Source organism: Streptomyces sp. NPDC002851 (genome assembly GCF_053591935.1).
On the sequence record NZ_JBSFUT010000004.1, the window covers coordinates 22,026 to 32,748 of the forward strand.

Here is a 10,723-nt window from a genome sequence, read left to right on the forward strand (position 1 = left end):
CCCCCACCTCGTACGTTGCGCGACCGATCTGCCGCACCACCGTAGCGTGCGCGCGCAGGGGGAGTTGACGGCTCCTGGCCGCTGTCTCATATGCCTTGTGCCGTTGTGTCCGGTGCCGTCGGCCTTGTGACCGGAACCGGTTGTTCAGCTTCCCGAAGTGACTGCTCAGCTTCCGGTGCCCGTGGTGCGCCCCCAGTCCGGGCCGACCCGCGCCCAGGACTCGTCCCACGCGGCGTGCCGGAGCCGGACGAGGCACCAGACGGTGAGCCGCCGGGCCGCCTCGACGAGGGCACCGGTCGCCGCGGCCGCGCCGACGCCCGCGAGGACGGCGTGCGCCGACGCGGTGGCCGCGGGCATCGGACGGGGCACGATGCGGCCGCTGGCGTCGGTCCACACCGGGAAACGGTCGCCGGGGTGGGGCGTGGTGAGCTCGGTGAGCGCCGTACCGGAGCGCTGGGTGCCGTCCGGGCCTAGCCAGACGGCGGAGACGCGGGTGCGGCCGTCGCCCTCGGCGGCCGTCTCGGGGTTGGGCGGCAGGGGGCGCTGGTGCGGCGCGTCCGTGACCGTCGCGGTGGTGCGGTGGCGCAGCCGGTGCTGTTCGCGGACGGCCTCGTGCAGGGCGTCGTGCGAGTGGGCGCCGACGGCGACGCCGACGAGGGGTGCGGCCACGGCGATCACCAGGCCGGCCGCGAGCGCGACCAGGCCCTCGACGAGATCGGTCGTACGGCGCAGCGGATTGCCCCGCCAGCGCCAGAGACCGACGATTGCCCGCACGATCTTCCCCCCTTCTTCACCCCTCCGGTTCACTCATAACCCTGAACGCCACGACTCAAGCGAGCCGTGCGATCAAAGAGAGCGAAATCACCCTATCCGTGGCGGTGTTGTGATCCCCTCGATGCCGTGGTCCCGACACCGTCGTGTCAACGTCGGTGCCCCGCACCGGGTTCCCCCTCGACGTAACCACTGGGCCCCGGACCTGGGCCCCGCATCTAGTCAAGTATCTCCACCGGATCGCCGACCCGGATCGTGCCGGTCCCCTCCGGCACGAGGTTCTGGCCGAAGACGAGTTGGTCGCCGAAGCGGCGGTGCCGGGCCAGCGTGCGCAGCGGCTCCTTGCCGCGCTCGGCGGTCCGCTGGTCGGTGGTGGTGACGACGCAGCGGCCGCAGGGCTTGGCCACGCGGAAGGTCACCTCGCCGATGGCGATCCGGGTCCAGTCGTCCTCGGCCCAGGGCGCGGTGCCGTCCACCACGACGCTCGGCCGGAACCGGTTCATCGGCAGCGGGCCCTCGTCGGCGTGATCGCCCTGCGCGATCAGGGAGTTGAGGGCATCGAGCGAGGAGAGCGTGGTGAGCAGCAGCGGGAAGCCGTCGGCGAAGCTCACGGTCTCGCCCGGGCGCGCGAACCGCGGGTCCAGGGGACGGCGTACGGCCGGATCGTCGAGGTACACCAGGCGCACGTCCGCGCCCAGGTAGTCGCTCAGCCAGGCATCTGCGGCGTCGTCGGCCGGGACCGCCTCGACCTTGTCGCGCCAGACCTCCACCGGCACGGTGTGCCGCTCCGCCGCGGGCACCGGAACGCTCAGCGGGTCGCGGCCCGGCGCGGAGACGTCGATGCCGCCGTCGGCCCGCAAGGTGGCCGAGACCAGCGCGAGACGCGGGTGGAGGCGCTGCGTGACATACCGGCTGTCGGGCTCGATCAGCATCCACCGGCGGTCCCCCGTAAGCCCCCAGGGCCGCACGACCGCCTCGCCCGGGGCGAACCCGCGGACCGACTTCAGCGGATGAACGTGAATCGAGCGGAGAGCTGGCTTCGACATGGGGCCATCCTGCCAGGAGGCACTGACAGCCCCATCAGCCGGTCATCCGCGGGTACGGCCGCCGTCGCCGTCAGTAACCGGCACCCCCGCCCGGACGCCGGTAGTACGGGTCCTCGTACGGGCCGGGCGGCTGCGGCCGCGGCGTCGCCGGGCGCATCGCCTCGTATCCGGTGCCACCGCCCGGAGCCGGCCGCTGCTGCTGCGCGGGGCCCGGGTAGCCGCGGGGCGCGGCCGCCTGCTGCGGGATGTACGGGGCGGGAGCCTGCTGGAGCGGCGAGGGCTGCGGCGCCGGGGCGTACCCACCGTAGGAAGAACCGGAGGAGTGGCCCTGGGTGTGGCTGGACGAGGACGGCAGGGCGGGCAGCGCCGACGGGAGAGCGGGCAGGTGGCTGCCGCCGGTGTCGTACGGGGACGGCACTCTGATCGGGGCGATCTGCGGTGTACCGCGCTCGGCGACGAGCGAGTCGTAGATCGGAGTGTCGGGGAAGGAGGGCGCGGGATAGTAACCGCTGCCGTAGGTGGCGCGGGGGGAGGTCATGTCACATAAGTTAAGCCCACGATGTGCTGGTTGGGGAGACCGATAAGAGGGTTGTTTTCCGTGTCGACAGTGACCGGTCATCCTCAATTCGAGCTAACTAGGCGGAAATCGGTCGCCCGAAGGCGTTCTGATTGTGTAAAGACCCCGGTTTCAGGGGCGCTGACCAGTGATCATCACGGAGCGCGTTGGGCGCCGGGCGGTGCCGGGGAATAGGTTGGCGGGGAACGAACGAGCCACCGTCCCGGAACGGTCGGTGGCCTTCTCGACCCGGCGACACGCAATGGGGGCGCTCATGTCCATGCCCAAAGGTTCGAACGTTCCGGTACCGGCGCCCGCCGTACGCATCGAAATCGGCTGGACGTCGGGTCCCGGCGTGCCCGACGCCGATGCCTCCGCGCTGCTCCTGACCGCCGGAAAGGTCCGGTCCGACGCCGACTTCGTCTTCTACAACCAGGCGGCCCACGCCTCCGGCGCCGTACGGCACGAGGGCAAACAGCCGGTGAACGGCGGGGTGGTGGACGCGATTTCGGTGGACCTCGCGCGCGTGGAGCCCGACATCGAGACCGTGGTCCTGGCCGCGTCGGCGGACGGCGGCACCTTCGGGCAGGTCCCGGGCCTGCACATCCGGGTGCTCGACGCGGCGAGCGGCGCCGAACTCGCCCGCTACGACAGCGGGGACGCCACCGTCGAGACGGCCTTCGTGCTCGGTGAGCTCTACCGGCGCCAGGGCGCCTGGAAGTTCCGCGCCGTGGGGCAGGGCTACAGCAGCGGACTCGAAGGGCTCGCGACGGACTTCGGGATCACCGTGGACGAACCGCAGGACGCGCCCGCGGCCCCGCCGGTATCGACCTCCGTACCGGCCGCCGCCGCCACGCCCGCGCCGCCCGCCCCCGCGGCGCCGCCCGCGCCCCCGGCCGCCGCCACGCCCGTACGGCTCACCAAGGTGACGCTCACCAAGGACGCCCCGGCGGTCTCGCTGCGGAAGCAGGGCGGCACCTCCGGCGCCCTGCGCGTCAACCTCAACTGGCAGGTGCGCAAGCAGTCCGGCCAGCCCGGTCAGCCCAAGCAGGCCAAGGGCCTGGGCGCGAAACTCAGCCGGGCCCTCGCCCAGTACGCCAGCGCGGGCCTCGACCTCGACCTGGGCGCCCTGTACGAGCTCAGCGACGGCAGCAAGGGCGTCGTCCAGGCGGTCGGCAACACCTTCGGCGCCCTGCACGCACCGCCGTACATCCACCTCGACCGGGACGACCGCACCGGCGCCGTCGCGACCGGCGAGAACCTCACCGTCAACCTCGACCACACGGCCGCGTTCCGGCGCATCCTGGTCTTCGTCATCATTTACGAAGGCGCGCGCAGCTTCGAGGGCCTTGACGCCACCGTGACGCTGACCCCGGCCAACGGAGCGCCGGTCGACTTCTCGCTCGACGAGTGCACCGTGCCCTCGACGGTGTGCGCGCTCGCGCTGCTCACCAACGAGGGCGGCGACCTCGTCGTACGCCGCGAGGCCCGCTACCTCGTGCCCGAGCGCGGCGTCAGCATGCAACGCACCCTCGACCACGCGTACGGCTGGGGAATGAACTGGACACCGGGCCGCAAGTAGCAGCGTAAGGAGCAGCGGTGCAGAGCCTGCTGGCCGCTACTGCTCCGGGGCCGCGTCGGGGGCCGCTTGGCGGCCCGGCCCTGAGTAGGTGCGGCCCTTCCAGGCCGCGCCCCGGCCCCGGTAGTGCTGCACCGCCGAGTCCACGGTCATCAGGAGGTAGAGCAGCGCCACCGCGGGCAGCAGCGGGGTCAGCCACAGCGTCTGCCGGTAGTAGTGCAGCATCGGGGCGTACGTCGCCGTCATCACGAGCCACGCCGCGCCGCCCGCCCACGCCATCCCCGCGTGCCCGGTGAGCAGCCCGGTCACCAGGGCCACCGGCGGTACGAGATAGATCAGGGCCAGGCCGAGCACGGTGCCCGCGAGCAGCAGCGGATTGCGGCGCAGTAGGGCGTACGCGCTGCGCGTGATCATCCGCCACAGGTCCGCGAGGCGCGGATACGGCCGCACGCTGTCGACCCGTTCGGCCAGACCGAGCCAGATCCTCCCGCCACCGCGCTTGACGGCACGGGCCAGGGCGACGTCGTCGATGACCGCGTCCCGGATCGTCTCGGGCAGCCCGGCCCGTACGGCCGCCTCCGTCCGCAGCAGTGTGCACCCGCCCGCGGCGGCCGCCGTGCGCGCGCCCGCCTTGGCCACCCACCGGAACGGATACAGCTGCGCGAAGAAGTACACGAACGCGGGCAGCACCAGCTGCTCCCAGACGCTCGCCACGCGCAGCCGCGCCATCAGCGACACCAGGTCGAAGCCGCCCGCGTGCGCGGCCGCCACCAACTCCCGCAGGCTGTCCGGCTCGTGAGCGATGTCGGCGTCCGTGAGCAGCAGATACTCGGGTTCCGCGATGTCGCCGGCGGGCCTGTCCTTCTGTGGGCCACCCGTACGGGCGTGCGCGATGCCGTGCCGTACCGCCCAGAGCTTGCCGGTCCAGCCCGTGGGAGGCTCGCCCGGCGACGTGACCGTCAGGGGCAGTCCCCGGTGCCGGTCGGCCAGGGCGCGGGCGAGCTTGCCCGTGCCGTCCGTACTGCCGTCGTCGACGAAGACGATCTCCGCCCGTCCCGGATAGTCCTGTGCGAGCAGCGACGGCAGGCTGTGGCGCAGCAGGGCGGCCTCGTCGCGGGCGGGCACCACGACACATACGTAAGGCCAGCGTTCGGGTTCGCGGCGCGGCGGCAGGCGCATATCCGTACGCCAGAAGAAGCCCTGGCACAGCAGCAGCCAGAGCCAGGCGGCCAGAGAGACGGCGGCGGTCCAGGCGAGGGCGCTCATCCCCGGGAGTCTGCCGTACAAACCGGGCCCTGTAGGGCCCGTCGGATAGGGTGACCGGGTGAAAATCGCGCTCATGGACTCCGGCATCGGACTGCTCCCGGCCGCCGCCGCCGTACGCCGCCTGCGGCCCGACGCCCACCTTCTGCTCTCCTCGGATCCCGACGGAATGCCCTGGGGGCCGCGCACCACCGAGTCCCTGACGGAGCGGGCGCTCGCCGTCGCCGAGGCCGCCGCGGAGCACCGCCCGGACGCCTTGATCGTGGCCTGCAACACCGCCTCCGTGCACGCCCTGCCCACGCTGCGCGCCCGGCTCGAACCGGAGGTGCCGGTGATCGGCACCGTGCCCGCGATCAAGCCCGCCGCCGCGGGCGGCGGTCCCGTGGCGATCTGGGCCACCCCCGCCACCACCGGCAGCGCCTACCAGCGGGGCCTCATCACCGAGTTCGCCGCCGACGTCGCCGTCACGGAGGTGCCCTGCTGGGGGCTTGCCGAGGCCGTGGAGCAGGCCGACGAGGCGGCCATCGACCGTGCCGTCGCGGCCGCCGCGGCCCTCACCCCGCCCGACGTACGCGCCGTCGTCCTCGGCTGCACCCACTACGAACTGGTCGCCGAACGCATCCGCAAGGCCATCCGCCCCGCCGACCCGACCTCGCTCGCCCTCCACGGCAGCGCAGGCGCGGTAGCCGCCCAGGCCCTGCGCCGCAGCGCCATCGAGCCCGTCCCGGCGGCCGCTCCCACCGGCGGCCTCACGGTCTTGCTGAGCGGCCGCGAGGGTCTGCTGTCGCTGGCTGCGCGCAGCTATGCGGAGGGTCGGTCGCTGGCGGCGGTCAGTACGGCGGTTCGCTGAGTCCGGGCGGGTCCCGCCCGCCCCACACCCCGGCCTCGTCGTCACTCTCCGCAGCCCTCTGCCTTCGGAGGGGAACGCGGGTAGCCTTTGCGTATGAGGTACCACCTCCGTCGTGAGCAGGGCGCCGGGGAACCCCTGACCGAGATCTGGACCGGACGGGCCACCAACCGTATGCAGTGGGTGCCCGCCCTGGCCGGGGCTGCCTGTATCGCGCTCGGGATCCGGCTCGCGGTGTCCGTGTCGACGGACTCGCGGCTCACCTTCGCCGCGCTGGTCATGGCCGTGGTCGGATGCGTCGCCGCGGGGCTCCTGATGATGTTCGGGACGCTGGGGTTCGTGCACGTGGCGGTGCGGCTCAACGAGGAGTACCTCGAGGTGCGCTGCGGGCACCTGGGCCTGCCGCGTCACCGCATCCCGCTCTCGCACGTCGTCTCCGTGGACTTCGCGCCCAAGGTCAGCCCACGGCAGTGGGGCGGCTGGGGGTGCCGCTGGCGTCCGGAGAAGGGCACCGCCGTGGTCGTACGGCGCGGTGAGGCCGTGGTGCTCAAGCTCGGCGACGGCCGTAAATTCACGATCACCGTGGACGATGCCGAGGCGGCCGTCACCGCTATTCGTGAGCTGTTGGTCAGGCACGCGCGGTCCAGTGCCGCCGGTACGGCGGGGAGCTGACCCCGGCACCCGCGGGCGTCTCCGCGAACCCGTGGCTGCTCGGAGATCCGCTGCGTCGCGCCCACCCTGCGGGGCGCTCGGCTTCGCGCCGTAAACTCCGCAGAGTGACAGCCACCACCACGGATGACCCGCCGCAGCAGCCCGAGCACGAGTCCGAGTCCGCGCATGAGCCGGAGGGCGGCCGCTCGCGGGCGGTGCTGGTGCTGCGTAAGTTCGCGCCTGCCGGGGCGGCGGTGCTCTCCGGGCTGCTGCTCTACGTCAGCTTTCCGCCGCGTGAGCTGTGGTGGCTCGCTCCGGTCGCGCTGGGGCTCTTCGCGCTCGCCGTGTACGGGCGTCGGGTGCGGGCGGGCTTCGGCCTCGGGTTCCTCGCCGGGCTGAGCTTTTTCGTGCCGCTGCTTTCCTGGACCGGCGTCGATGTCGGGCCGCTGCCCTGGCTCGCGCTCGCCTTCGCCGAATCCGTGATTCTCGCCCTGGCCGGGGCCGGAATCGCCTACGTCTCACGGCTGCCGCTGTGGCCGCTGTGGGCGAGCGGTGTGTGGATCGCTGACGAGGCGCTGCGGGCCCGGATGCCGTTCGGCGGCTTTCCCTGGGGCAAGGTCGCCTTCGGTCAGCCCGACGGGCTCTTTCTGCCGCTCGCCGCCGTGGGCGGTACCCCGCTGCTGAGCTTCGGCGTCGTCCTCTGCGGCTTCGGGCTCGCGGCGCTCGCGCTGCGCCTGCGCGAGGTGCGCGGTGTGCGGGACCGGGGCGTCGTGGTCGCCGCCGCGCTGACCGTGGTGCCGGTGCTCGCCGGGGCCGCGGCCGCCCCGCTGGTGTCCAACGCGGCGGAAGACGGCACGACCCGGGTCGCCGTGGTCCAGGGCAATGTGCCGCGCATGGGGCTCGACTTCAACGCCCAGCGCCGGGCCGTGCTCGACTATCACGTACGCGAGACCCTCAAGCTCGCCGACGACGTCCAGAGCGGCAAGGTCGAGCGGCCCGACCTCGTCCTCTGGCCGGAGAATTCCTCCGACATCGACCCGTACGCCAACCCCGACGCGTACGCCGAGATCGACCGGGCCGCCAAGGCCGTCGGCGTGCCCCTGGCGGTCGGCGCGGTCGTCACCGCCGACGACGGCACCACCCGCAACCGGCTCATCCTCTGGGACCCGGTCAAGGGCCCCGGCGCCGTCTACGACAAGCGGCAACTCCAGCCCTTCGGCGAGTACATGCCGTACCGCGGGTTCTTCCGGATCTTCAGCAAGGACGTGGACCGCGCCGGGAGCTTCGTGCCCGGCGACAAGCCGACCGTCTTCGACATGGCGGGTACCAAGGTCGGTCCCGTCACCTGCTACGAGGCCGCCTTCGACGGGGTCGTACGGGATCAGGTGCGGGCCGGGGCCCAGCTGATCTCCGTGCCCAGCAACAACGCCACCTTCGGGCGCAGTCAGATGACCTACCAGCAGCTCGCCATGGACCGGGTGCGCGCCGTCGAGCACGGCCGGGCCGTCCTGGTCCCGGTGACCAGCGGCGTCAGCGCGGTGATCCGGCCCGACGGCTCGATCGCGCAGCGCACCGGGCTGTTCGTGCCGGACACCCTGGTCGCCGAGGTACCCAAGCGGTCCTCGCTGACCCCGGCCACACAGGCCGGCGTCTGGCCCGAGGTACTGCTCGTCGCGCTCGGCGTGGCCGGGCTCGCGGGAGCGGTGGTGCGCGCCCGCGCGGGGCGCGACCGCGGCTCGGCGGAGCGGGTCTCCGGATAGGGTCGGGGCATGGCGATTCCCGATTTTCTTCGCGAACTGCGCGCGTCCGTCGGCAACCAGCTGCTCTTCCTTCCGGGCGTTACCGCGATCGTCCTCGACGACCAGGAGCGGGTGCTGCTCGGGCGGCGCTCCGACACCGGCAAGTGGGCCGTGATCGGCGGCATTCCGGAGCCGGGCGAGCAGCCCGCGGAGTGCGCCGTGCGCGAGGTGTACGAGGAGACGGCCGTGCACTGCGTCGCCGAGCGGATCGTCCTGGTCGAGGCCAACGAGCCGATGCAGTACCCCAACGGCGACGTCTGCCAGTTCATGGACATCACGCTGCGCTGCCGCGCCATCGGCGGCGAGGCCCGCGTGAACGACGACGAGTCCCTGGAAGTCGGCTGGTTCGGCATGGACGAGCTGCCCGAGCTCGAGGAGTTCTGCCTCTTCCGGATCAAGCAGGCCCTCGTCGACGGGCCCGTCTGGTTCACACAGCCGGGGCAATGAACCAGCCCGTCCGCGGGCGCGGCCCCCAGATGCGGTCACCCGGTCGACGGTGCGGATACGCGAGAGGGAAGAACCCCGCGCGGTAGTTTGCGCGCATGGAACAGCGCATCAGTCTGATCACTCTGGGCGTCGCCGACCTCGGCCGCGCCAAGCGTTTCTACGCGGCACTCGGCTGGCAGGGCCAGGAGATCGAGCAGACCGTCTTCTACCAGGCGGGCCCCCTCGGCCTGGTCCTGTGGGGGCGGGACAAGCTCGCCCGGGACATCGGGGCCGAGGTGGGGGAGACCGGCGGCTTCGGCGGGATCGTGCTCGCGCACAACGTACGGTCGCGGGACGAGGTCGACGAGATCCTGGCGGCGGCCGAGCGGGCGGGCGGCACGGTGACCAAGCAGGCGGCCGATTCGATCCACGGTTTCTACGCGGGCGGGTTCGCGGATCCGGACGGGCACCGGTGGGAGGTCGCCTACAATCCCGGCTTTCTGCTGGCCGAGGACGGGTCGATCATCATCCCGGACTTCGGGGCCATTTGACGGGGATCAGCGAGCTTGTGTGTGTGGGGGGCGCGCGGTGAAGCGTGTGACGGTACGGGGTCCGGGCGTACGCGTGGTGGTGGCCGTGGGGGTCGTCCTTGTCGCCTCCGGGTGCGGTGGAGAGCGGTCGGGGGCCGACGGGGGCGGGGCCCGGTCCGGGGGCATACCGGTGGTGACCAGTCACCAACAAGCCCAGGAACTCCCGGAGTTGCCGCTCGCCGCGGACCGGTTCCAGTACTCCGCGCGGGAGCAGCGGCAGATCGAGGAGGCCGAGGCGCTGCTCGCCCAGGCCTGCATGCGGCGCCGCGGGCACGAGGACTTCCCGAAGTACCCGGGGAACGACATGGGGAACACCGTCCTGACCATGGTGTCGTCCGACGGGAACTTCGCGCTCACCGACCCGGCGCGGGCCCGGCGTTGGGGCTACGGCAACGACCCCGCGAAGGTGCGCGAGTGGCGGGAGTCGTACGAGGAGAAGCGGCGGGCCCGGCAGGGACGCCCGCTGCGGCCGGACGAACGCCGCGACTATGACGGCCTGTCGGAGCGGACGACGGGCGACGGGAAGCGCCCGGGCGGCTGTGTCGACGCCGCCCATGCCCGCCTCGCCCGCGGCGTCGCCGACGCGAAGAACGACGCGTTCCGGACGTACGCCAGCAACCGGCAGTACCAGGTGTGGCGGGCCGCCGAGCGCCGGCCCGAGCTGAAGAAGGCGTTCCGGGACTGGGCGGCGTGCCTGAAGACCAAGGGCGTACGCGCCTATCGGACCCCCAACGAGCCCTATCAGGACAAGCGTTGGGCGGACCGGGACGGGGCGCGGGGCGTCCGGACCGCCGTCGCGGACGTGGCGTGCAAGTTCGAGCACAACACCGTGGGCATCTGGTGGTCCGTCCTCGACCGGAGCGAACGGGCCGACCTGGCCCGGCACAAGGAGCGTTACGAGCGGGCGGCGCGGGACATGGCCACGTATCTGGCCAACGCTCGTACGGTGTTGACGTCCTAGAGACTGGCATGGCCACCTCAAGATAGCCTGCGGGGCGTGCGACGCGGCCGGAGGGAACCAGAAACGATCACGGCACGTCACAGGGGTACCGGATCGCCAACTCCCGGCTCAACAACGCAATACAACCCCCCACGCACCCCCCACAGGAGCTCCACGTGCTCGCCGCCATATCCCCCCTGACCACCGAACCTGATACGAAACGCGCGACCGCCCCACCCTGCCGCGGAGGTGACA

At 72.4% G+C, this 10,723-nt stretch carries 11 protein-coding genes; 7 read left to right on the forward strand and 4 right to left on the reverse strand.

The genetic code is table 11. From position 1 onward, the window contains the following. Positions 1-165: 165 nt before the first annotated feature. From ACWD10_RS05445 to ACWD10_RS05455, 3 genes are all read right to left on the reverse strand, one after another. Positions 166-774, reverse strand: a complete 609-nt coding sequence (locus ACWD10_RS05445; RefSeq protein ID WP_451087276.1) for an Rv1733c family protein — start codon at positions 772-774, stop codon at positions 166-168. A 215-nt stretch (positions 775-989) separates the two neighbouring features. Continuing rightward, positions 990-1,817, reverse strand: coding sequence for an MOSC domain-containing protein (locus ACWD10_RS05450; protein ID WP_451087278.1), 828 nt, complete (start codon positions 1,815-1,817; stop codon positions 990-992). Positions 1,818-1,887: 70 nt separating this feature from the next. Next, a complete protein-coding gene (locus ACWD10_RS05455) occupies positions 1,888-2,355 on the reverse strand; it encodes a DUF6643 family protein (protein ID WP_451087280.1) in 468 nt (155 codons plus the stop codon). Between the two features lie 292 nt (positions 2,356-2,647). On the opposite strand from ACWD10_RS05455, the gene ACWD10_RS05460 reads away from it, so the two are divergent. Further along, positions 2,648-3,955 (forward strand): TerD family protein, encoded by a 1,308-nt coding sequence (locus ACWD10_RS05460; RefSeq protein ID WP_451087282.1) that lies wholly within the window; start codon positions 2,648-2,650, stop codon positions 3,953-3,955. A gap of 36 nt (positions 3,956-3,991) precedes the next feature. Here the strand turns inward: ACWD10_RS05460 and ACWD10_RS05465 are convergent, their stop codons facing one another. Further along, entirely contained in the window at positions 3,992-5,218 is a 1,227-nt protein-coding gene (locus tag ACWD10_RS05465) for a glycosyltransferase (protein WP_451087284.1), read from the reverse strand. 58 nt (positions 5,219-5,276) lie between these two features. Here ACWD10_RS05465 and ACWD10_RS05470 point away from each other — a divergent pair, with 58 nt between their 5' ends. From ACWD10_RS05470 to ACWD10_RS05495, 6 genes are all read left to right on the forward strand, one after another. Further along, positions 5,277-6,065 (forward strand): glutamate racemase, encoded by a 789-nt coding sequence (locus ACWD10_RS05470; RefSeq protein WP_451087286.1) that lies wholly within the window; start codon positions 5,277-5,279, stop codon positions 6,063-6,065. 93 nt (positions 6,066-6,158) lie between these two features. Beyond that, a complete protein-coding gene (locus ACWD10_RS05475; RefSeq protein ID WP_451087288.1) occupies positions 6,159-6,734 on the forward strand; it encodes a hypothetical protein in 576 nt (191 codons plus the stop codon). A 104-nt stretch (positions 6,735-6,838) separates the two neighbouring features. Further along, positions 6,839-8,473 carry an apolipoprotein N-acyltransferase gene (lnt, locus tag ACWD10_RS05480; RefSeq protein WP_451087290.1) on the forward strand — a complete coding sequence of 545 codons (1,635 nt, stop codon included), beginning with the start codon at positions 6,839-6,841 and terminating at the stop codon, positions 8,471-8,473. 9 nt (positions 8,474-8,482) lie between these two features. Further along, entirely contained in the window at positions 8,483-8,959 is a 477-nt protein-coding gene (locus ACWD10_RS05485) for an NUDIX hydrolase (protein WP_451087292.1), read from the forward strand. 95 nt (positions 8,960-9,054) lie between these two features. Continuing rightward, entirely contained in the window at positions 9,055-9,489 is a 435-nt protein-coding gene (locus ACWD10_RS05490) for a VOC family protein (protein ID WP_451087294.1), read from the forward strand. A 37-nt stretch (positions 9,490-9,526) separates the two neighbouring features. Continuing rightward, the gene (locus ACWD10_RS05495) at positions 9,527-10,489 is read left to right on the forward strand and encodes a hypothetical protein (RefSeq protein WP_451087296.1); all 963 of its coding nucleotides are present in this window, start codon (positions 9,527-9,529) and stop codon (positions 10,487-10,489) included. Positions 10,490-10,723: the final 234 nt, after the last annotated feature.

What these genes read in the sequence shown, in the direction of transcription:
- ACWD10_RS05485 (WP_451087292.1), top strand. Translation starts at nt 8,483, where the DNA reads ATGGCGATTCCCGATTTTCTTCGCGAACTGCGCGCGTCCGTCGGCAAC.
- ACWD10_RS05475 (WP_451087288.1), top strand. Translation starts at nt 6,159, where the DNA reads ATGAGGTACCACCTCCGTCGTGAGCAGGGCGCCGGGGAACCCCTGACC.
- ACWD10_RS05460 (WP_451087282.1), top strand. Translation starts at nt 2,648, where the DNA reads ATGTCCATGCCCAAAGGTTCGAACGTTCCGGTACCGGCGCCCGCCGTA.
- ACWD10_RS05450 (WP_451087278.1), bottom strand. Translation starts at nt 1,817, where the DNA reads ATGTCGAAGCCAGCTCTCCGCTCGATTCACGTTCATCCGCTGAAGTCG.
- ACWD10_RS05465 (WP_451087284.1), bottom strand. Translation starts at nt 5,218, where the DNA reads ATGAGCGCCCTCGCCTGGACCGCCGCCGTCTCTCTGGCCGCCTGGCTC.
- ACWD10_RS05490 (WP_451087294.1), top strand. Translation starts at nt 9,055, where the DNA reads ATGGAACAGCGCATCAGTCTGATCACTCTGGGCGTCGCCGACCTCGGC.
- ACWD10_RS05455 (WP_451087280.1), bottom strand. Translation starts at nt 2,355, where the DNA reads ATGACCTCCCCCCGCGCCACCTACGGCAGCGGTTACTATCCCGCGCCC.